Origin of the sequence: Lacinutrix sp. Hel_I_90 (genome assembly GCF_000934685.1) — a bacterium.
GTDB lineage: Bacteria > Bacteroidota > Bacteroidia > Flavobacteriales > Flavobacteriaceae > Lacinutrix.
In genome coordinates this window covers 192,190-214,565 of sequence record NZ_JYNQ01000001.1, presented here as the reverse complement: position 1 = coordinate 214,565, position 22,376 = coordinate 192,190, and the positions used below count along the sequence as shown (strand labels likewise).

At 32.8% G+C, this 22,376-nt stretch carries 27 protein-coding genes and 1 pseudogene; 10 read left to right on the top strand and 18 right to left on the bottom strand.

The genetic code is table 11. The features are described from left to right. Positions 1-10: 10 nt before the first annotated feature. The gene (locus GQ46_RS17935; RefSeq protein ID WP_231567301.1) at positions 11-220 is read left to right on the top strand and encodes a hypothetical protein; all 210 of its coding nucleotides are present in this window, start codon (positions 11-13) and stop codon (positions 218-220) included. Between the two features lie 72 nt (positions 221-292). On the opposite strand, the gene GQ46_RS00960 is transcribed toward GQ46_RS17935, so the two are convergent. The 17 genes and pseudogenes from GQ46_RS00960 to GQ46_RS00880 form a co-directional block, all read right to left on the bottom strand. Further along, positions 293-892 carry a CDP-alcohol phosphatidyltransferase family protein gene (locus GQ46_RS00960; protein WP_044397530.1) on the bottom strand — a complete coding sequence of 200 codons (600 nt, stop codon included), beginning with the start codon at positions 890-892 and terminating at the stop codon, positions 293-295. A gap of 2 nt (positions 893-894) precedes the next feature. Continuing rightward, entirely contained in the window at positions 895-1,803 is a 909-nt protein-coding gene (locus tag GQ46_RS00955) for a mechanosensitive ion channel family protein (RefSeq protein ID WP_044397528.1), read from the bottom strand. Between the two features lie 12 nt (positions 1,804-1,815). Then, positions 1,816-2,112, bottom strand: a complete 297-nt coding sequence (locus GQ46_RS00950) for a chaperone modulator CbpM (RefSeq protein ID WP_044397525.1) — start codon at positions 2,110-2,112, stop codon at positions 1,816-1,818. After that, positions 2,112-2,990 (bottom strand): DnaJ C-terminal domain-containing protein, encoded by an 879-nt coding sequence (locus tag GQ46_RS00945; protein ID WP_044397523.1) that lies wholly within the window; start codon positions 2,988-2,990, stop codon positions 2,112-2,114. Before GQ46_RS00945 ends, GQ46_RS00950 begins: the two co-directional genes overlap by 1 nt. A gap of 27 nt (positions 2,991-3,017) precedes the next feature. Further along, positions 3,018-3,383 (bottom strand): arsenate reductase family protein, encoded by a 366-nt coding sequence (locus GQ46_RS00940; protein ID WP_044397521.1) that lies wholly within the window; start codon positions 3,381-3,383, stop codon positions 3,018-3,020. Positions 3,384-3,390: 7 nt separating this feature from the next. Continuing rightward, entirely contained in the window at positions 3,391-3,606 is a 216-nt protein-coding gene (locus GQ46_RS00935; RefSeq protein ID WP_044397519.1) for a hypothetical protein, read from the bottom strand. A 203-nt stretch (positions 3,607-3,809) separates the two neighbouring features. Then, the gene (locus tag GQ46_RS00930; protein WP_044397517.1) at positions 3,810-4,019 is read right to left on the bottom strand and encodes a DUF2892 domain-containing protein; all 210 of its coding nucleotides are present in this window, start codon (positions 4,017-4,019) and stop codon (positions 3,810-3,812) included. A 78-nt stretch (positions 4,020-4,097) separates the two neighbouring features. Next, positions 4,098-4,772: pseudogene (locus GQ46_RS00925) on the bottom strand (ABC transporter ATP-binding protein). Between the two features lies 1 nt (position 4,773). Further along, positions 4,774-6,036, bottom strand: coding sequence for an FtsX-like permease family protein (locus tag GQ46_RS00920; protein WP_044397515.1), 1,263 nt, complete (start codon positions 6,034-6,036; stop codon positions 4,774-4,776). Continuing rightward, positions 6,036-7,115: an efflux RND transporter periplasmic adaptor subunit gene (locus GQ46_RS00915; RefSeq protein ID WP_044397514.1), complete on the bottom strand. Its 1,080-nt coding sequence runs from the start codon at positions 7,113-7,115 to the stop codon at positions 6,036-6,038. The genes GQ46_RS00920 and GQ46_RS00915 overlap by 1 nt, the downstream gene beginning before the upstream one ends. 15 nt (positions 7,116-7,130) lie before the next feature. Further along, positions 7,131-8,222, bottom strand: coding sequence for a site-2 protease family protein (locus GQ46_RS00910; protein WP_044397513.1), 1,092 nt, complete (start codon positions 8,220-8,222; stop codon positions 7,131-7,133). Between the two features lie 19 nt (positions 8,223-8,241). After that, positions 8,242-9,531, bottom strand: coding sequence for an acetyl-CoA hydrolase/transferase family protein (locus GQ46_RS00905; RefSeq protein ID WP_044397512.1), 1,290 nt, complete (start codon positions 9,529-9,531; stop codon positions 8,242-8,244). 40 nt (positions 9,532-9,571) lie between these two features. Continuing rightward, positions 9,572-10,183, bottom strand: a complete 612-nt coding sequence (locus tag GQ46_RS00900) for a WG repeat-containing protein (protein WP_044397511.1) — start codon at positions 10,181-10,183, stop codon at positions 9,572-9,574. A gap of 94 nt (positions 10,184-10,277) precedes the next feature. Beyond that, positions 10,278-10,976 (bottom strand): purine-nucleoside phosphorylase, encoded by a 699-nt coding sequence (gene deoD, locus GQ46_RS00895; protein WP_044397510.1) that lies wholly within the window; start codon positions 10,974-10,976, stop codon positions 10,278-10,280. A gap of 2 nt (positions 10,977-10,978) precedes the next feature. Next, positions 10,979-11,626: a deoxyribose-phosphate aldolase gene (gene deoC / locus GQ46_RS00890; protein WP_044397509.1), complete on the bottom strand. Its 648-nt coding sequence runs from the start codon at positions 11,624-11,626 to the stop codon at positions 10,979-10,981. Next, a complete protein-coding gene (gene trxA, locus GQ46_RS00885) occupies positions 11,626-11,925 on the bottom strand; it encodes a thioredoxin (RefSeq protein ID WP_044397508.1) in 300 nt (99 codons plus the stop codon). Before trxA ends, deoC begins: the two co-directional genes overlap by 1 nt. Before the next feature lie 6 nt (positions 11,926-11,931). Further along, the gene (locus GQ46_RS00880) at positions 11,932-12,312 is read right to left on the bottom strand and encodes a hypothetical protein (protein WP_044397507.1); all 381 of its coding nucleotides are present in this window, start codon (positions 12,310-12,312) and stop codon (positions 11,932-11,934) included. Positions 12,313-12,442: 130 nt separating this feature from the next. On the opposite strand from GQ46_RS00880, the gene GQ46_RS17925 reads away from it, so the two are divergent. From GQ46_RS17925 to GQ46_RS00840, 8 genes are all read left to right on the top strand, one after another. Further along, positions 12,443-14,323 (top strand): PAS domain-containing sensor histidine kinase, encoded by a 1,881-nt coding sequence (locus tag GQ46_RS17925; RefSeq protein WP_044397506.1) that lies wholly within the window; start codon positions 12,443-12,445, stop codon positions 14,321-14,323. Further along, a complete protein-coding gene (locus tag GQ46_RS00870; RefSeq protein ID WP_044397505.1) occupies positions 14,320-15,375 on the top strand; it encodes a response regulator in 1,056 nt (351 codons plus the stop codon). The genes GQ46_RS17925 and GQ46_RS00870 overlap by 4 nt, the downstream gene beginning before the upstream one ends. A gap of 103 nt (positions 15,376-15,478) precedes the next feature. Beyond that, entirely contained in the window at positions 15,479-16,321 is an 843-nt protein-coding gene (locus GQ46_RS00865) for a universal stress protein (RefSeq protein WP_044397504.1), read from the top strand. A 12-nt stretch (positions 16,322-16,333) separates the two neighbouring features. After that, entirely contained in the window at positions 16,334-16,720 is a 387-nt protein-coding gene (locus GQ46_RS00860) for a hypothetical protein (RefSeq protein WP_044397502.1), read from the top strand. Positions 16,721-17,198: 478 nt separating this feature from the next. Then, positions 17,199-18,050 carry a universal stress protein gene (locus GQ46_RS00855; protein ID WP_044397500.1) on the top strand — a complete coding sequence of 284 codons (852 nt, stop codon included), beginning with the start codon at positions 17,199-17,201 and terminating at the stop codon, positions 18,048-18,050. A gap of 16 nt (positions 18,051-18,066) precedes the next feature. Next, complete coding sequence (locus GQ46_RS00850) at positions 18,067-18,912, top strand: universal stress protein (RefSeq protein WP_044397498.1); 846 nt, start codon at positions 18,067-18,069, stop codon at positions 18,910-18,912. A gap of 86 nt (positions 18,913-18,998) precedes the next feature. Continuing rightward, on the top strand, positions 18,999-20,363 hold the full coding sequence (hemN, locus tag GQ46_RS00845) for an oxygen-independent coproporphyrinogen III oxidase (protein WP_044397496.1): 1,365 nt from the start codon (positions 18,999-19,001) through the stop codon (positions 20,361-20,363). A gap of 13 nt (positions 20,364-20,376) precedes the next feature. Beyond that, a complete protein-coding gene (locus GQ46_RS00840; RefSeq protein WP_044397494.1) occupies positions 20,377-21,210 on the top strand; it encodes a universal stress protein in 834 nt (277 codons plus the stop codon). Between the two features lie 111 nt (positions 21,211-21,321). Here GQ46_RS00840 and GQ46_RS00835 read toward each other — a convergent pair whose 3' ends face one another. Beyond that, on the bottom strand, positions 21,322-21,753 hold the full coding sequence (locus tag GQ46_RS00835; protein WP_044397493.1) for an Rrf2 family transcriptional regulator: 432 nt from the start codon (positions 21,751-21,753) through the stop codon (positions 21,322-21,324). A 116-nt stretch (positions 21,754-21,869) separates the two neighbouring features. Here GQ46_RS00835 and GQ46_RS00830 point away from each other — a divergent pair, with 116 nt between their 5' ends. After that, positions 21,870-22,373 (top strand): cytochrome c, encoded by a 504-nt coding sequence (locus GQ46_RS00830; RefSeq protein ID WP_044397491.1) that lies wholly within the window; start codon positions 21,870-21,872, stop codon positions 22,371-22,373. The last annotated feature ends 3 nt before the right edge of the window (positions 22,374-22,376 follow it).

The following is a 22,376-nucleotide window of genomic DNA, read 5'->3' as shown; positions in this document are numbered from 1 at the left end:
AATGATAATAATGAAAAGTATCTTAGGGATAAAAGAGGCTACTGTTAGGCCATACAATGATGTTATCAATTTCTGTTTACGCTTAGGCGCTATGCTATCCAGTCTAATCTTTAAGGTTATTATTGAAGCCATCAAACCTATAGAGAACACCCAAAATAAAATATTAATGCTATTTTTAAATGGTATTGAAACCAATGCGGTTATGGAGCCCAGCCAATAAAAGGCAACAATATCTACAATTAAAATCGCTAGACATAGGAGTAAAATAGTAAAGATGGAATAACTTCTCATATTAGTCTTCTTTATACTGCTTCTTGAGTCTTCTTTTATCTTTTAACGCCCAATAAAGACCTTTCACATCTGATGTCCAAGAATCGTAAATAAAAATAAGTGTTACTTCTTCAAATGTTTCTAACAACCCAATACCAATCATGATATAAAACAAGGTATAGTTTGGACTAAAAAATAAAGAATATAGAATAAACACACTTTGTACAATTGCAGAAAATTTCGCAAAATAGGTATGAAAAGCTGTTGCCTTACCATATTTAACAAACGCTATAATCATTTGAAATATATAGGGTATAAATACGATAAAAATTAAAATAAGATTGGTCTTAATAAAGTCTGTTTCAAAATAAAACAACCCAGTGAGTCCAATAACAAGTGTAATTTGATCGCCAAAAGAATCCAATTGTGACCCTCGAGAGCTCGTGATTTTTAATTTTCGTGCTAAAAAGCCATCAATAGCATCTGTTAAATAGCTAATGAGTAAAAACCATGTGAAAATTAAACGCAAATCGAACCAAATAAAAAGTAATAAAAAAGGGGCAGCAAATAGTCTATAAAAAGAAAACCAATCGGCAATATTGAAGTTTTTAAAAGTGAACATATTTAAGTGTTAGTTTGCTTCAAATCAATTTTCAATTCTGGTATTTTTATAAGTTCTAAAGTAGAAGACGCTAAAATAACTTTGCCGTTGGTTGCTTCAAATGCTTTTCTTATACGATCATTTAAACTGTGTTTTGTAATTCTTCTTTTCTTATAATCAACGATATAACGTAAATTAAATTCAATCCAATTATCTGTCAATTTAATGGCTAAAGTGGGATCCAATTGTGCATCTTCAATGTAATATTTATTAACTATTTCACTCCATTGTGCTTTTGAATTAGCAGTATATTCTGAAAGTATTTCTGAAGCAATCTTTATTACAATGGTCTTTGCCAAGTCTACGTCAGATTCATATCTAATGGGTAAGTTAAACTCGTCCCAGATAAAAGGAAAATCTTGAGAATAATTATAAATAGGACCTTTAAATACGAAAGCATTACTTAGTTTTACTATTCTACCACTATAATTATCGCTAGTCACCCATTGGCCTATTTCCATCATTGTGGTATAAATACTATCCACATCAATGACATCGCCTTTAATCCCGTTAATTTCTATTCTGTCACCAGGCTTATATACTTTAACCACAAAAATATAAACCGATCCTGCAATACTTAATATTAATTCTTGTAACGTAAAAGCAATTCCTGCAGTAAATAAACCAATGGCAAGTGTAAAGTCTTTAATAGAGCCGGAGAAATAAAAAAAAGAGAGCATGATTAGCACCACATAACCAATAATCTCAATTCCTTTTTGAGATTTATATCTTACGACCGTGTTTTCTATATTATGTTTAAGAAACTTTCTAATAAATTGAATACCTAAAAGAATAAGTGCTACAATTAATAGATATTTTATAACACTGTAGAACGTGGGGTTTTCATAAAGCCATTGTTTTATCGTCTCCATTGCTAAGTTAATTTACTCGTCCTCATACAAACGCAATCTATTTTTTAAATCTTTAATTTGATGCTGTAATGTGACTACTTGTTTGAGAAGATTATCAACAACATCTAAGCCCTCGAAATTTAAATCGAGTTCAAAGTGCAAACGCATCATTCTTTCTAAATCATTAATTTGTTTGATTTTAATGTAGCGTTCGTTATTAGTGACTACTATTTCTATAAGTTCATAATTGTGTAGACTATCAATAAATGTATTTGGCACATTATGATGTAAACAAAATTGCTGTATTGATATTAAATCGTCTGTTTCCATTACCTTAGTTTTTGCAATTCTTCAATGAGTTCTTTTTCTTTTGAAGATAATTTGGTTGGAATATTTATATCATAAGTGATATATAAATCACCAAATTGCCCTTCTTTTTTATATTTTGGAAAGCCTTTTCCTTTTAGCTTAACTTTACTTCCATTCTGGGTTTCTGGTTTAATGGTTAGTTTAACTTTTCCTGTAAAAGTGTCTACCATAATAGAACCACCTAATAATGCAGTATATAAATCTAAATCTACTGTTGTGTAAAGGTTGTCTTTATCGCGTTTAAATTTTGAATGATTAACAATTGAGAACTGAATAAATAAATCGCCATTGGGTCCTCCATTAAAACCTTTGCCACCATGACCTGCTATTTTTATTATCTGGCCATTTTCTACTCCAGCAGGTATGGTTATACGAATATTTTTATCATTTACTGTAAGGGTGCGTTTATGAGACGTATAAACATCTTTTAAATCTAATTGCAATTCGGCATTTAAGTCGTGTCCTCTGTATTTTACATTCGAACTTCTCGATGAACCACCACCGAACATACTGCCAAAAATATCTGAAAAATCTTGCTCAAAACCACCTCCAGATGCTGTTTGTGCGCGTCTTTGATATTCCTGTTGTTGCTTTGCCTGTTCGTAGGCTTCAGAGTTTTTCCAATGCTCACCATAGGCATCATACTTATTACGATTCTCAGGATTGCTTAATACTTCATTGGCTTCATTTATAGCTTTAAATTGCTTTTCTGCTTCCTTGTCATTTGGGTTTAAATCGGGATGGTATTTACGCGCCAATTTTCGATATGCTTTTTTTATATCCTTATCCGTCGCATTTTTTGGTATGCCTAAAACCTTGTAATAATCTATAAATGCCATTGTATTGTTTGTTATTGAATCCTAATCTTATATTTTTATAATATCTGTAGGTGTCTCTATAAGAATAGTCTTATCGCCTCTTAAAGCGATAGGTTGCTTCATTATGTCTGGATTCTGTTGTATCATTTTTATCCAATCATCACTAGACAACTGGTGTTGTTCAAATTTACTATTATAACTTGGGTGCTCTTGATTTACAAAATCTTCAATTTTAATTTTAAGACGCTCGGCCAACTCTGTAATTTGTGTTCCAGTGAGTTTTTGTTTCAAAATATCTATAGGTAAGATAGGAATGCCTTCGGCTTGAGCATATGCCAAGGTTTGCTTAGCACGCACAGAATTAGAATTATAGTATAGTGTTATTTGTCTATTTGAAGTAGCAATCTCTCCCATAACTAAATCATGCTTTATTTTTATAGGTTTCTATATGATGTTTTAATAGCTGTTTTAAAGTCTCTAAATAATCTTTCATAGCGTTAATACCAATATCTGGATGATTATTTGCTGGGATCGTCATTGGCGTTTCATCTAAATAAAGGTATAACTCAGGGTAATTCGTTTCTATACGAGTCGTTAGTCTGGTGATTTCAATAAGGGTTTCTTGTAAATTTTTCATTGTATTTCTTAATTAAAGGTTGATTTATCATGTCTTCATTACTAAATGTCTTTCTAATTAGTACAAACACCCCTTTTAATCGCATGAGCTAGGGCACTAATAAATACTGGGCCTAGGTATTTAAATCAGCATAACTTTCGCTACATTAATGTATTAAAAAATAATGAGAATCTTCAATAAACGACAAGAAAACTCGACGCCAATTAGCCTTCTTTTTCTGAGCAGGTACGAATACCAAATGGCACATACAGCGGACAAAAACTAACAAAACTGGTTAGCAAGAATATGCCCGAAAAGACTAATAATACGATACCTAAGGCTCCAGAAATAACTTGTGTTGCAAACAAAACAATAACGATAGCAGCGACTATAAAACGAATAACTCTATCTGCCTTTCCCATATTTTTTTTCATAATCTTTATATTTTTATTAAAAGTAGGCGCTTACTTTGATTGGTAAAATGATAAATATCAGTTGAAACAAGAACCATTTTAGCGAAGTACACGACCATCTTCCATCGTTATGATTCTATCTGTGCGCTTTGCAAAATCCTCGTCATGTGTAACAATGAGCAAGGCTAAGTTCTGTTCTACACTTAACTTTTTAAAAATATTAAACACATTGTCTGAATTATTACTATCCAAATTTCCTGTGGGTTCATCGCCCATGATAATAGAAGGACTATTTATTAAGGCTCTGGCAATAGCCACACGTTGCTTTTCTCCTCCTGATATTTGAGACGCGCGTTTATGTGCTAAATGTGCGATGTTTAATATTTTTAATTTTTGAAAGGCATCCTGCTCGATTTCTTCTAAAGATTTTTCGGCTAACTTTTTAGCAGGCAACATGACGTTTTCTAATACAGAGAATTCAGAAAGTAAATAATGAAACTGAAACACAAAACCGATATGCTTATTTCGTATGTATGATAATTGATTCCTAGTCTGCCCCGTAATTAAAGCATTATTGAGAAACAACTCCCCTTCATACTCTGTATCCATAGTAGATAAAATATATAGAAGTGTTGATTTGCCACAGCCCGATTTCCCCATAATTGAAACGAACTCACCCTAATCAATCTTAAAATTAATGTCTTTTAAAACATGAAAAAGCACGGGCTTTCTAAAGTATTTGTTTATGTTTTTGGCTTCTAATACGGTATTCATCTTACTGACCTCTAATTATTTTAACAGGATCTATATTTTTAGCTTTCCTAGAAGGTAAATACCCAGCAAAAAAAGTAGAAACCATGGCAAAAACAATTCCTATAATATAAAACCAACCACTAAAATTTATAGGATACGTTTTTACAGTGGGTAATGCTTCCGTTTTAAATGGGATGGTGTTGATTATATTGGTAAATACAAAACCAATGAGCAGTCCTAAAAGGCCCCCAACTAGCCCTATAATTATAGCTTGACTCATGAAGATATATTGCACATCTTTTCCAGAAAAACCAATAGCTTTTAAAATAGCAATATCATTCATTTTTTCATAAATAAGCATGTTTAAAATATTGTAAATACCAAAACCAGCAACGATTAACAAGGTGATAGAAACAGCGTAAGTAATGAGATTTCTAATGGTTGTGCCCGTTTCAAATTGTGCATTTGCCGAATTAATATCTATGGCTGTTAAATTAAATTGTTTTTCTATTGTTTGAGCTAATGGTAATGCCTTATCAATAGTATAAAGTTTGACATTAATATCTGTTATATAATTTTCTGCTTCGCCTAAAATACGTTGCACTGTTTTTAAGTTTACAAAACTTTGAACAGCATCCAAATCTGCAACACCGCTTTGGTAAATACCAACAATTTTTAATGGAAACACATCGCCCTTTATCGTGCTTATTTGTACCCGGTCTCCAAGAGATAAAGACATTTTTTTAGCGACACCTGCACCTAATAGAATACCATTGTCTGTATTTTGAAGTTTCTCTGCAGAACCTTCTACGATATAATCTTTAAAATTGAATAATTTCGCTTCTTCTATAGGGATAATCCCTGTTAAATTACCACCTAATTCTATAGAGCCTGCTATATAAAAAATTTGTGTTTTAATTTGTGGAATGGCGCCTTTTACATCCGGATTCTTATTCAATAAATGTATGATGGGTAAGGCATTATGTATTTTTTTCTGACTTTGTTTTGGTTTGATAGAATGTACAACATTAAAGCTGTTTTTAAAAGCATCGTACACAGCAACGGGTTGCTTTTTTGAAGGTTCTATTTCATTGTAAATATGAATATGAGGGGTTTGATTTAAAATTAAGTTGTCTAACATCGCATTTAAACCGGTCATAAAACTGACTAAAGTAATGTAAGCACCAATACCAAAAGTAACCCCTAAAGCAGCAATCGCCGTTTGCTTAAACTTTGTCAGCAAATGCGTTTTAGCAATGTTCAAAATAATTTTCCAGTTGACCATTATTCTGGTTTATAAATGTATGTGTCTTCTGTAATCCCGCTTATAACTTCAACATATTCTAAATTTTCCAAGCCTTTAGTTATGGTTACTAAACCGTTTTCGGTTTTTACTTTATCTGAATTTATCAAATAACTTTTTGGAATGGTTAGTACGTTTTCCTTTTTTGAAACAATAATATTAGCCTCTCCAGACAATCCAGGATAGACTATTTTAGGAGGCACATCGAATAATGCTTCTACTTTAAAAGTTTGATTTCGCTCATCTTTTTTAAGGTAGATTTTTGAGATGGCCCCTGTAAAAACGTCTCCCATATACGCATCTAAAGTTATGATAACCTTTTGATTTTCGCTGATTTTTACAATATCAACCTCATCCACTAAAAGCTCTAAAACAAAATGGGTTTCACTGCCTATTAAAGCTAAAGGCTGCATGGTGGATACACTCTCACCTGGCTCATTATACAAGGCATAAACTTTACCTTTAATTTTACTTTTCACAGTAAAATCTTTTGTGTTTATCAATGCCGTTTGATAGTTATTACTCGCTCGTTTTACGGTGGTTTGTAATTCCAGTGCTGTACTGTTGTATCTACTTCTTAATAGCTTTAAATTATTTTGAGACAACTTATAGTTTAGTAATTTGTTGTCATATTCCACTTTTGATCCTATGTTTTGCTCCCAAAGATTTTTCTGTCTGAAAAAATTGATGGAATCATTTTTAAGCTTAAGCTGGGCCGCAGTAATTTCATCTTGTATGCTTTCTAAAAGAGTTGCACTGCCAGAATAGTTCTCTTTCGCTAATTCTAAAGTTAATCTAGCATTTTGAGTATTCAGTTCTGGTGTACTATTAATAATTTGCATTAAAGGATCTCCCTTTGTAACGAGGTCGCCTTCCGCTACAAAATGCTTATCTAAAATGCCTCCCACGCTAGCATAGACGCTATACATACTATCGGGTTGAATAGTCACAGAAGAATAAACAGACGCTGTAACTTCTCTTAACTCCGGTAGCAGTCTATCCTGTTTTTTAGAACAAGCTATTGCTAATAGGAAAACGAAAGATAAAAGTGAAACTCTCATAAAGCAGATCTTATTTTAATAATGCAATTGAGACTCAAGCATGATAAATTCACTGATGTTGGAAAAATCAATAGCACCCACTAATTTATTTTTATCTGTTACGGCAAAAAAGGGCTTCTTATCTTTAACCAGTCTAGCATAAGCCTCTTTTAAATTGCTATTAACAAGAATGGGGTGATGTGTTTTTGTCATCACTTCATCAATGCTTTTTGATCTATTTTTTGAGTGTTTTATAACATCGTCTCTATATAATATTCCAGCAACCGAATTATCGTTATTGACAATCACAAAATTAGTTTCACTTCCTGTTAATAACACGTCAATAACGTCTTTAATTGTATCCTTAGGGGTAAACGTTGTAATAGCTGTAAGCATCGCTTCTTTAACCATATGATCTTTGAGCAGCGCATTGTGCTTAACGAATTTATTTTCACCATAGGCACTAATAAAAATAAACAGCGCAATAAAAATTAACACAGGATTATAAAGCAAGCCTATAAGTAAGAGTAATACCGCTATAAATTGCCCCACTACAACAGCCACTCGCGTGGCTTTAACACGATCCATAAACATGGCTAATAAAGCCCTAAATATGCGGCCACCATCCATTGGAAATGCAGGTATGAGATTAAACACAAACAAACTTATGTTAGCGACAAAAGTGTAGAGTAGTAAATTTTGAAAGGTAAAAGTATTAAGCGATATCAATAGTTCACCAAAGCTTTGACTCGTATAACTGCTTATTGGAATAGCAAAATAAAGCAGGATTGCAAGTATTAAATTCACTAATGGGCCTGCAATAGCGATTAAAAATTCTTGTTTTGGATCTTCCGGAATGCGCTCTAAACTTGCTACGCCTCCAATGGGATATAATGTTATTTTTTTAGTTTGCACCCCAAAACGCTTAGCAACACTAGCGTGACCCAACTCATGCAATACCACACAAAAGAAAACAATACCTACGAAAGCTAAATTAAATAATACCCCTTCATCTGATGCTTGGCTTCGAATTTGCTCTAAAGCAATCCACAATAACAAAAATAAAAAAGTCCAATGAATTTTAATTTTAATTCCTAGAACACGACCTATGTTTAAGTTTCCTTTCATTTTTTTATTACAATTCGTTTTAAACCAAATTCTCAAAGCGTTTAAACGCTTCTTTTTCTAAGGTTTCTTGATAATCAGGATGGGCAATTTCTATTAGCGCCTTGGCCCGCTGTTTTAAGTTTTTTCCAAAGAGGTCTACAATGCCATTTTCGGTTACAACGTAATGAACATGAGCTCTAGTCGTGGTTACCCCTGCTCCTTCTTTTAAAAAAGGCACTATTTTAGTGAAGCCTTTTGCTGTTATAGAAGGCAGCGCAATAATGGCTTTCCCCCCTTCGGAAAGCGAGGCGCCGCGTATAAAATCCATTTGACCGCCTACTCCAGAATACTGGTACTTCCCAATAGTATCGGCACAAACCTGCCCAGTTAAATCAATTTCTATCGCACTATTAATAGCAGTTACTTTTGGGTTTTTTCTAATTAACTTGGTATCATTAGTATAAGAGGCTTCCTTAAAATGTACCATAGGATTATCGTTTACAAAATCATATAATTTCTGAGAGCCCATAGCAAAGCAAGTCACAATTTTCCCTTGTTTTACTTTTTTATCTTCTCCTGTAATACTACCGTTTTCGATTAAAGGTAAAATACCATCAGAAAACATTTCAGTATGAATGCCTAAACGTTTGTGATGATTCAAATTAGCCAATACAGCGTTTGGTATGTTTCCAATACCCATTTGTAGCGTCGCACCATCGTCTACTAATGAAGCCACCTGTTGCCCAATAGCTTCTTCAATAGTGGATAAAATTCCCGGGGTTGTAAAATGTAAAGGTGTATTTACTTCAATAGCATAATCAATATTACGCCTATGAATAATACCATCTCCGTGGGTTCTTGGTACTTGTGGATTAATTTGAGCAATTACAATTTTAGCAGCTTCTAGAGCAGATAAGGTAACATCTACAGAGGTCCCCAAGGAACAAAACCCATGTTGGTCTGGTGGAGACACTTGAATGAATGCCACATCGATAGGTAGTATTTGTCTTTTAAAAAGCAAATGAACTTCACTTAAAAATATGGGAATGTAATCGCCATTAATGGAATTCACTGCTCCCCTAACATTAGCTCCTACAAAACAACTATTAACTTTAAAAGCTTTATTATAAGGATATTCTGTATATAAGGCAGTGCCTTCGGTATGCAATTGAATAATTTCCACATTGTCCAGTTCACTATAACGCTCGCACAAGGCATCAATTAAAGTATTTGGTGTCATTGCAGCACCTTGAATAAAAACTCTATTTCCCGAGTTAACATAAGAAACCGCGTCTTGTTTTGTAATTAGTTTTAATGTAGTATTTTTCATAGTGTTTTAGCGTATGCCCTACTCTTTTTAATATATGATCTTATTTATTTAGCATTTTAATTTTCCATTTCTTGTCTTTACTTCTTGTCGCAATTAAATTTTCTGAAATGAATGTTGAAGAAATTACAGGAGGTTTTCTAAGGTTTGATGCCGACAAGCCTATATAAACAGGACCTGTTAGGTAAGTTTTAATTTTACCATCTGAATCTATGACAACTTCAAAATATTTATACTGATAGACTTCTTTGTTAAGTATTTCATTTTTACCCAAGTCTTCTTTTACTAATTCTAATGCAATAGCTTTATTTTCATTAAAAGGCCTTGCATTTAAAAATTGAGGTTCAATAACCGTTTTACCGGTTTTATCAATATAGCCGTAATACGGAATACCCGCTTTGTTTTTAATAATCAAGCACCTATTACTATTAAATATTGGGTAGCTAGTCCTCCCTGTTTCAGTAAGCACGAGATCTGTTCTAAAGTCCAAAATGAGTTCACCATCAGTATCTATAAAGGCCCATTGGTTTCCTTTTTTTATAGCAGCCACACCATCACTAAAAGGTGAAATAAAATCTAATTGTTCTGTATTTTGGGCTGCATTTATTAGCGGAATAAAAAGCAACACCATAAATAAAATGACTTGTTTTCTCATAATAATAAAAGGTTTTGATTTATGAGAATAAAAGTATCCTGAATCACTCCATTATAAAATGATATTAGTCATACAAATCAAGGAAAATATCTTCCTACAAAGTTGCTAAAGCAATCTCTACCATTTTATCAAAGGTACTCTCACGTTCGTCTGAAGAGGTTTTTTGCTTGGTAACCAGAGAATCTGAAATCGTTAAAATAGCCAATGCTTTTACATTAAATTTAGCAGCAATAGTATACAAGCCTGCAGCTTCCATTTCTACACACAGTACCCCAAAGTCTGCCCATTTTTTATAAGAATCAAAGTCGTCTTCATAAAACTCATCTGCAGAGAGTACATTCCCTGCTTTAATAGGAATGCTTTTTTCTTTAGCGTAAAGGGCCGCCTTCATAAAAAGCTCAAAATTTGCCGTTGGCGAATAATCGGCATTTATAAAGCGTGAATTATTAATACCAGACGTTGAAGACGCCGCCATAGCAATAACAATGTCACGAATTTTCACGTCTTTGTGATAAGATCCTGCAGAGCCCACGCGTATTAAATTTTTCACCCCATAATCATTTATTAATTCATGGCTGTAAATTAAGGCAGAGGGTATCCCCATTCCGGTGCCCTGTACAGATACGCGTTTCCCTTTATAGCTTCCGGTATACCCTAACATGCCACGAACTTCGTTATAACAAATAGCGTCTTTTAAAAAGGTTTCTGCAATCCATTTGGCTCGCATAGGATCACCAGGTAATAATACAGTTTCTGCAATATCTCCTTTTTTTGCTTCAATATGTATACTCAAAATTATTGTGGGTTTAAAACGATTTGTATTCCAGAGGATGTGCCAATTCGGGAGACCCCTAAATCTATATATTTTTTGGCCGTTACTGTGTCTTTTATACCACCAGAGGCTTTTATTTTTAGTTGCTCTTTAACTTCTGCTTTCATTAATTTAACAGCTTCAAAGGTAGCGCCACCAGGTCCAAATCCAGTGGAGGTTTTTATGTAGTCGGCCCCAGCGTTTATAGATAATTTGCAGGCTGTTTTTATTTCCTCGTCTGTTAAATAGCAGGTCTCAAAAATGACTTTTAACACCCTGTGCCCTATTTCTTTTTTTATTTCTGAAATCTCACGTTCTACGGTTTGATAGGCTTTTGCTTTAAGTAAGCCCAAATTAATTACCATATCAATCTCATCGGCACCATCTAAAACAGATTGGTTTGCTTCAAAAATTTTAGTTCTAGTAGCCATTGCGCCTAAAGGAAAACTAATAACAGAGGCTATTTTAATTTCTGAATTGAGCAACTGCTCTTTTGCAAGAGTAACATAACAACCATTCACACAAACGGCAAAGAACCCATACTGCTTTGCTTCACTACACAGTGTAATAATATCGTTTGGAGTCGCCGTTGGTTTAAGTAAAGTGTGGTCTATATATGTATTGATTTCCACTATTGATGCGATTTTATAATGGTAATAATCTCATCTTTCTGAAGCACGCCAGACTGTCGCCACAATTGCTTGCCATTTTTAAAAAGCAGTAGTGTTGGCACACCTCTAACCTGATATTTTGCTGCCAACGGTTGATTTTTATCAACATCAATTTTAATAATTTTCACCTGCTCTCCTAAGGCATCTTTCACCTGTTTTAAAACCGTAGCCAGCATTTTACACGGGCCACACCACTCTGCAAAAAAATCGACTAAAACGGGTGCCTCAGAATTTATAATCGTATTAAAGCTATTTTTCATTTATTTTTAATTTTCAAAGGCTAACCCTAACTTTGCAAGTAGTATCAGTTCAGATTTGTTTTTTCCAGCAAAACTCGATGCCACTTTATTAGCCGTTCTTAAAATTAGTTGTTTTATTTTATCTGTGAATAAATGCTCATTATTATTTTTAAAGAGAATAAAACTTTTAAAGCAATCCTCAGCATTATATTCCTGATCGGCGTTTAACCAATTAAAAACATCAACTATTGGAAAAGCATCATCAACGAGTAGCCACTCCTCACTAACAACATGCTCTAAGGTACTTATTTCTAAATCGTTAACTTCGCCATCTACTAATGCTATAGCGTAGAACAGTTTGCCAAGGTTTTGGTAAAAAGCGCGTTTAGTAGTATTTTCACCCTTCATCTAAAAATAATTTTATTAAACAAAACTAAATCGTCTATCCTTATTTAGCAATGATATATATCAGTATTATCAATCCATTCATTATATATTTTTGTAATTTTATCAAAAATACGAACTTCAAAAACTAGCAATGTTTCAGAATAATCAGGATATTTTTCAAATTCTAGCTGAAGCTATTTCAGAAGGCATTCTTATCGTAGATGAGCATCAAAATATAGTAGGCGTAAACAGTTCTACCGAAACTATGTTTGGTTACGAGAAAGATGAATTACTTCAAAAACCACTTAGCACTTTAATTCCAAGCAATTACCATGAAAGTCATGTGCATCACTTTAATACTTTTTATAAGCATAGTGAAAAACGCACTATGGGAAAAGGGCGTGCACTGTTTGGCTCTAAAAAAAGTGGTGCTACTTTCCCAGTAGAAGTGGGTTTAAATCCATTCAGCATTTACGACAAGACCTACGTTATGGCTCTGGTTATAGATATTACAGAACGTAAAGAAAAAGAACGGGATTTAATGATGAAAAGTGAAGCGTTACAATCTGCCAGTAACGGTATTATTATTACAGACGCCCTTGAAAAAGATAATCCCATCATTTATTTTAATCCAGCTTTCGCCAAATTAACAGGTTATTCGGAAGCGGAGATATTAAATAAAAACTGTAGGTTTTTACAGGCTGATGATAGAGATCAAGAGAGTGTAAGAGCACTAAGAAAGGCTGTAAAGCAAGGCAAGAGCTGTCAAACCACTATAAGGAATTACAAAAAAGACGGCACTTTATTCTGGAACGATTTAAACATCACGCCTGTTAAGGATAAAAGCGGTGTCATCACTCATTTTATTGGTATTCAAAATGATGTTACCGAGCAAAAAATTAGTGAACAGGAACGCAATCACCTCGCCACAATTTTTGATGAATCCCTCAATGAAATCTTCGTTTTTGATGCTAAAACTTTAAAATTCATTAATGTTAATTATGGCGCACAAAAAAATATTGGTTACACTTTAGCCGAATTAAAGAAAATGACGCCGCTTGATATTAAACCTGATTTCTCAAAAGTCGCTTTTCAAAACGTTTTAAAACCACTATTAGACGGTAGCAAAGAAAATATTGAGTTCGAAACCAGACACCAACGCCATGATCGCTCTTTCTATCCTGTGCAGGTACATTTACAATTATCGACTTTAGGCGACAAATCTGTGTTTGTTGCGATTATAATGGATATAACAGAGTTGAAAAATTACACACAAAGACTGGAACACACCGTTGAGGAACGCACAAAACAGTTAAAAGAAGCTTTAGAAACCGAAAAGGAACTTAATGAACTTAAAACAAAATTTTTATCTCTGGTATCACATGAATTTAAAACGCCTTTAGCGGGCATTCTAACCTCTACCATGTTGCTTAGCAAATATACATTAGAAGCACAGCAAGACAAACGTGATAAGCATATTGAAACGATTACGAAAAAAGTACATTACCTCGACACTATTTTAAATGATTTTCTATCCGTTGAAAAACTAGAAACCGGAAAAGTTATTTACAAGTTTACCACGTTTAAATTAAGCAAGGTGGTTAATGAAGTCATTTACAACGCCAATATGCTTTTAAAAGAAGGACAAAAAATTAATTATCCAGAAAATATAGATGAGATAACATTAACTCAGGATGAAAAAACCATCGAACTCTCACTTTCCAATTTAGTCCATAATGCTATTAAATATTCTCCTGAATATACCACAATAGAACTAAACATACATCAAGATAAAAATCAAACGGTATTTAAAGTAATCGATAATGGTATAGGTATCCCTATAAGAGACCAAAAGAATATTTTTAATCGTTATTTTAGAGCTGAAAACGCATTGCTTAGTCAAGGTACTGGCATTGGCTTAAATATTGTAAAAACCCACCTTGAAAATTTAGGAGGCAGTATTCATTTTATAAGTCAAGAAAACCAGGGTTCCACTTTTACGATGCGTATTCCAAACACACCAAATCAATGAAGAACGTATTATTAATAGAAGATGATGCTGTATTGCGCGAAAATACCGCTGAATTATTAGAGTTAGCAAATTATAAAGTCACTACTGCAGCCAATGGTATCATTGGCTTAGAAATGGCAAAACAGCATGCACCAGATATTATTGTTTGTGATATTATGATGCCAGAACTTGACGGTTATGGCGTGCTTAATGGTTTGTCTAAAAAAGATGAGACTAAATACATCCCTTTTATTTTTTTATCTGCTAAAACTGAAAGACAAGATGTTAGAAAAGGAATGGACTTAGGTGCAGATGATTACATTACAAAACCTTTTAATGAAGACGAACTCATTAGTGCGATAGAAAGTCGCTTAGCTAAAGTTTCTATTTTAAAGGATTTAAGAGTTACGAAAACAGAAAACGAAGAAAACAGAGATGATAATGAGTTGAGAACTTTAAGTGATCTTAAAAATTTCTTTGATGATAACGGCACGCTTTTTTCCTTAAGTAAAGATGAAATAATCTACAGCGAAGGCCAAAACTCCAACTACATTTATTTAGTCATTAAAGGGGTCGTAAAATGCCACAAATTAGATCAACAAGGCAAAGAATTAACAACAGCCTTACACAAAGAAGATGATTTGTTTGGTTACACGTCTTTTACTCAAAATATTCCTTATCAGGAAACGGCAACTGCAATTAAAGCAGTAGAGTTGGTTGGTATCTCTAAAAATGAGCTAAAGCAAGTTTTAAATAGTAACCATAAACTCACTTTAGAACTTATACAACTTTTAACAGATGACATTTCTGGTGTAAAGAATCAGTTATTACAAATGGCCTATAGTTCGGTCAATAAAAAAACGGCGGTCACCATTTTAAAATTTGCCGAAAAACTAAACCGTAAACCAGAAGATCCTATTAAAATATCAAGAAACGATTTAGCCAGTGTTGCTGGTATTGCCACAGAAACATTAATTAGAACCATGTCTAATTTTAAAAAGCAAGGCCTTATTGAAGTTGAAGGCAGAAATATTAGAATTCTTGATCTTGAAGGACTTCAAGAGATTAGTTAATATGATTTATATCATTTTTTAAAAAACACCTTCCTGCTAAATTTGTCTTATCCCTATTCTAGCATTAACAAGCTACAATAGGTATTAATTAAGATAAATGTAAATGAAGACTATTCTATTACCAACAGATTTTTCTGAGAATTCTTGGAACGCTATAGTTTATGCACTTAACTTCCTGGAAAAAGAGCCTTGTACCTTTTATTTATTGCATGTCACGAGATTAGGTGACGTGATGACAAATGAATTGCCTTATACCAATGCGCCTGAGGTAATTGAAACGACCTATACTAAACCTGCAAAAAAGAAATTGCGTAAATTTTTAAAACGTATTGCTGCACAGTTTCCAGACAATTTAAACCATTCCTTTTACACACTAACAGATTATAACTTTTTTATAGAGTCGATCCGAAAGCACGTTGAAGAAAAAAAGGTAGATCTAATCGTCATGGGTACCAAAGGGGCTTCTGGAATAAAGAAATATATAGTAGGGACAAACACAGGAGATATTATAACAAAAGTGCACTGTACAACCTTGGTTGTCCCCGAAAACGCAACATTCACAGCGCTTGAAGAAATTGCCTTCCCTACTGATTTTTTACAGTTTTATGGTGTAAAAACCTTATTGCCACTTTCAGATATTTTAGAACACAATACTAGTGCTTTAAAGATACTCCATATCAGTAAAAAAGAGGCGCAACTAAATAGTGAACAACAAAAAAACAAAGAGTTTTTAGCAGATTATTTTAACGGTAATCAGCATAGTTTTCACTTTTTAACCAATAAAAAAGTTGAAAATGCAGTCCAATGTTTTGTTGAAAGCAGATCAATAAAAATGATTGCTATGGTAGCAAAAAATTTAAACTATTTTCAACATCTATTTTTTAACTCAAAAGTTGAAGAAATTAGTTATCAAACAGACATTCCATTTTTGGTGTTACACGAATAAACAATAAATAGTATGGACATTTCAATCTTTTTAGCAAAGTTTTGGGGATGGTACCTTATCATCTTCTTCATTATATTAAGTTTCAATCCCAGACGCATAAAACAAATATTTAATGATTTAAAAGATGAGAAATTTCTTATATTATCTGCGTTTTTAGCCATAATTGTCGGACTCCTAAACCTCTTGTTTCACAATATTTGGGAACCTAATTGGAAATTTATCATCACTATAATAGGGTGGTTTTCATTAACTATTGGCCTATCCCTATTCATTTTTCCTAGGCGTACCTCTTCATGGTTAACACTAGTCAATGTCAAACTAGCGCAAACACTTTATATTTTATTATTAATTGTAGGCGTTTACTTACTCAATGTTGCTTATGGCTTTATTCTGTATTAATTTTATAAAAACTGATATATATCATATTTTAAAAATTATTTGTATATTACTTTTGTATTACTACTAAAACTAATCAATTAGTTATAAACTTTAGTATACATCTATAAATCGTAAGACCTTATAGATTGTAGAAGTGTTCAAATTTATTTTATTTGGCAGCAAATACTTTGGCTATCTTTATTTAATGCAAAGAAATCTTTAGGATTACTATTTGTCAAGTAGTAAAATTAAGCACTTAAAAAGAAATGGGAGGTTTCGACTTCCTGTTTCTATTTTAGTAATGGCTATTAATCAATGTCTCTCATATTCATTTTGTTTATAATTAAAAACAGACTGAGCTTTAAACTAATGTTTAGACCATGAGACAAAAAAGGGAATGCTTTATAGCTTTCCCTTTTTTTGTTTTAAACACATCTGATAAATATCATAGTTTCTTTTTTTTATACCCTTTATTTTTAAAACTCTAAAAGCGATAACCATGAAAAATATATTAATTCCAACCGATTTTTCAGATAATGCTATGAACGCATTAAAATATGCTCTCGAGTTATTTAAATATGAACGTGCCGAATTTTATTTTTTACATGCTTACGAAGATGAAATTTACAGTGATGCCAGTTTACTCAACAGTGGCAGCTTTGAAGACGTTGTAAATCGCGTTAAAGAACGCTCTCAAGATTATTTAAAATCATTCTTAGAAGCGGCAAAGACTATTGCCCCTAACCCAAAGTACACCTACCATACTGTTTGTGCGTATAATTCGCTTATTGATGAGGCTGACAAAATAGTCACAGCTAAAAATATAGACCTTATCATCATGGGAACAAGAGGTAAAAGTAATGCTAAGGAGATTACTTTTGGAAGCCATACATTACAAGTTCTAAAATATGTACAATGTCCAGTTTTAGCAATCCCAGAGCACTACCAATATAAACAACCTAAGCACATCGTTTTTACTACTAATTTCATGATTCCATACAAAAGAAGAGAACTCAAATTAATTAGTGAAATAGCCACGCCTTATCGTGCAGTTATCGATTTGTTATACGTCTCAAAGAACGACAAACTTTCCAGACGTCAAGAGGACAATAAAGCTTTTATAATAGGAGAACTACCCAAGACTAAAGTCAATTTTATAGTCGTGGATAATAAAAATATGACTAATGCTATCTATATCCATATGAAAGAAAATGACACCGATTTATTGGTCATGGTTAATACCAGACGTTCCTTTTTAGAAAATCTTTTATTCGCGTCTGCAGTAGATAAAATGACCTTACATATAGATGTCCCTTTTTTAGCCTTACAAAATATGAGACGCGACTATTAACTATAAAACATACAAAATGAAAAACATACTTTTACCAACAGATTTCTCAGATAATTCATGGAATGCCATTAAATATGCTTTACAACTGTTTAAAGATGAAACCTGTAATTTTTGCTTATTAAACACTTATACGCCTATTTTTTATCATACGGAGCAGGCATTAGTTGTCGCGCCAGCAATGAATTTAGAAAGTATTGTTAGAGAAAATTCTGAAAATAGACTAAAGGAAATGATTCATCGTATGGAAAAAGAATTTGGTAATCCAAACCACAGCTATTCCAGTATTGCTGCATTTAATACTTTAATTAGTGAAATAGATGAGCTTTATAGATCAAATGTCATGGAGCTTATCGTTATGGGAACTAAAGGTGCTTCTGGTTTAAAAGAAGTATTATTTGGTACCAATACAGTACACACTATTAAAAATACAAAATGTCCTGTTTTAGCCATTCCAGATACGTTTGAATATGAAGCGCCTCATGAAATTTTATTTCCCTCAGACTATGAAGTGTCTTTTACAGAAGAACAAGTAAAACCTGTTATAGACATTGCTAAAAATAAGCACGCTAGAGTAACTGTTTTACATGTTTCTTATGGTCAGGATCTTACTGAAAAACAAGAAGAAAACAAGAACACCTTAGCCTCTTATTTTAAACCTATTTCTAGTGTTTTTCATGACGTTAACAACCAGGATGTTTCTACTGCTATTTCAAATTTTCAAATAAAAGCACGTATAAATTTTTTGGTCATGATTAATAACAAACACTCCTTTTTTGAAAACGTTTTTTTTAAAGCAAAAGTGAATCAAATAGGTTTCCATTTAAATATTCCTTTTTTAGTAATTCCTTCAAAAAACAATTGATATTTCTATAAAAATCAGTAACTTTAAGTATGATATAAATCATGTTTTAAAATACATTCTTAGCGTAATTTTACGTAAAACAATTTATGTGTCATTCTTTAGTAAACAAATATAATATTGCTGGTCCTCGATATACCAGTTATCCTACAGTTCCCTATTGGAATATGGATACATTTTCTTTAAAGAAATGGAAATCGTCTTTAATACACGCTTTTAACGAAAGTAATAGAAATGAAGGGATTAGCCTATACATTCATTTGCCTTTTTGTGAGAGTCTATGTACGTTTTGTGGTTGTAACAAACGCATTACTAAAAGACATGAAGTAGAACTTCCCTATATAAATGCTGTGATTAAAGAGTGGCATTTATATTGTAATTTATTCAGTATAAAACCAAAAATTAAAGAGCTGCATCTTGGTGGCGGTACACCAACTTTCTTTAGTCCAGAAAACTTAGACTATCTCATAAATGAAATTCTTAAGCAAGCGACTTTAGCTGAAGACTATGAGTTTAGTTTTGAAGGGCATCCAAACAATACCTCAGAAACGCATTTACAAACGCTTTATAATTTAGGCTTTAGGCGGGTAAGTTTTGGTGTGCAAGACTATAATGAAACTGTTCAAAAAGCAATACATAGGGTTCAACCTTTTGAAAATGTAAAAAAAGTGACTGAAATGGCCAGGCAGATTGGCTTTACCTCTATTGGCCACGATATCATTTTCGGACTGCCATTTCAAACAGAAGCACATGTTGAAGATACTATAGAAAAAACAAAAACCTTAGGTCCCGATCGTATTGCATTTTATAGCTATGCTCACGTACCATGGATAAAAGGCAACGGTCAACGCGGCTATAATGATAACGATTTGCCCACTGCTGTTACCAAACGTAAACAATACGAAACAGGTAAAAAACAACTTTCAGATGCTGGCTATATAGAAATAGGAATGGATCATTTTTCACTAAAAACAGATACGCTATACCAAGCTATGGAAAACGGTACACTACATAGAAACTTCATGGGATATACCGCCTCAAAAACACAAGCCATGATTGGCTTAGGCGTCTCAGCAATAAGTGATAGCTGGTATGGCTTTACACAAAACACAAAAGGTATTGAAGACTATTATCATTTAATCGAAGCTCAAATTTTACCCATTTTTAGAGGTCATATTTTAAACGATGAAGATCTTATTATAAGACAGCATATTCTTAATCTTATGTGTCAATTTGAAACGTCATGGAATGATAACAGAGTCGTTTTTAAGGAATTACCTGACACTCTGATAAGACTTAAAGAAATGGAAACAGATGGACTTATAGAAATACAAGCAAAATCAATTACCGTTACTGAAAAAGGCAAACCATTTATAAGAAACATATGCATGGCTTTTGATGTATTACTACAAAGAAAAAAACCCGAAACGCAACTGTTCTCAATGACAGTTTAAACACCAAATTATTATGAAAAAAATTATCGTGCCTATAGACTTCTCTAAACAGTCTGAATATGCTTTAGAAACAGCTGCTAGATTGGCAAAGAAACACAATGCTGAAATTTTAGCACTACATATGTTAGAAATCTCTGAAACTATTTTAACAAAAGGGAGCAACGAATTACAGTCTGAAACCCTCTTTTTTATGAAGCTTGCTGAAAAAAAGTTTAATGAGTTTATGACTAAAAACTATTTAACAGGGATTAAAATAACACCTATAATAAAACATTTTAAAGTGTTTTCTGAAGTTAATGATGTCGCAAAGGAGCACAATGCAGACTTAATAATTATGGGGTCTCATGGCGCAAGTGGCATCAAAGAAGCTTTTGTAGGCTCAAATACCGAAAAAGTAGTTAGACATTCAGACGTACCTGTATTAGTGATTAAAAAAGCGCCTGTTTCTGTAGATTTCGATACGGTTGTTTTTGCCTGTGATTTTACCGAAGAAGCTATTAAACCTTACCAAAAGGCCGCCACTTTATTTAAATCTTTAGGATCTAAAATCCATTTAGTATACGTGAATTTACCAAATGAAAATTTCATGAGTACTACCAAAATGAAATCACAAGTTTTTAATTTTTTAGAAAAGGCAGATGGTCATTTAGACCATTTAAAACAGGTTAATTATGTCAATGATTATACCGTTGAAAAAGGTATTTTAAATTTTGCAAATGATAGTAACGCAGATTTAATTGCTATCGCTACTCACGGAAGAACAGGAATTTCTCACTTCTTTACAGGTAGTATTTCTGAAGATTTAGCAAATCATGCACAGAAACCTGTAATGACTTTTAAAATATAATAATTACTTTAAATATTTTTAAGTTAGTTTTAATGTTTAAAGTATGAAAGGAGCTGAAATCATTTTCAGCTCCTTTTTTTATGTCCGCTTTATACATTTAAAAAACAGGAATTAAATGGGTAAAAATGCGATGCGGCTTTTTATATCACTTGCAAGATCTCTTATCGTTTTATTTTTTAAATTATTAATTAATGCTTCTCTACTAGGGTTTGCTAAATGATGCAAAGGACAAGGTTTCGCTGCATTACACTCTTTTAAATTCAACAAACAATTCGTCATTTTTTGCTCTCCTTCTATAGCGTAAATAATAGACAGAATAGATTGTTCTCTATTGTTTTTATCTAAATAAAATCCGCCATTTGGACCTCTAGTTGAAGAGATTATTTTCTGCTTCGAAAGCTCCTGCAGTACTTTAGCTATATAGGCTTGTGGTACATTAATAGGTTTGGCAAGATCCTTCACCATAACCTTTTTCTTTTCATTAGAATTTACTGCCAAAAACAACACCGCTTTTAGTGCATATTTAACTGATTTTGAGAACATACTATAAGTGTTTTACACTGCAAATATATAAAAGATATTTTTATCTTAAATATGATAAATATCATATTTTTTCTTCTCTTGAGAAAGTACATTTGTGCTATTAAAACAACTTAAACATGAAGACAACACTAAAATTACTGACCGTTGTATTTACTATTGCACTTATTAGTTGTGGAGGCAAAGAAGAAAAAAAGAAAGAAACATTTACGTTCAAAAAAAAGACAACAACAGAGCAATCTGCAACACCTAAAGCAGAAAATAGTCCGGCATCTAAAAGAGTGGATTTAACGACTAAAGGTGTTGGTCCTATAAAGTCTATAAGCTTAAATGATGAAATAGACCAAAAAATGGTTACTCATGGCGCCAATGTATTTAAAAACATGTGTACCGCTTGTCACAGACCAAATAAAAAGTTTATTGGTCCTCCACCATCGGGTATTTTAGAACGACGTACACCAGAATGGGTTATGAATATGATATTAAACCCAGAGGTTATGGTTAAAGAAGATCCTTTGGCCAAAGAATTGTTAATCGAATTTAATGGTTCACCTATGGCCAATCAAAACTTGTCTGAAGAAGAGGCCAGAGCCGTTTTAGAATACTTCCGAACCTTAAATTAATTA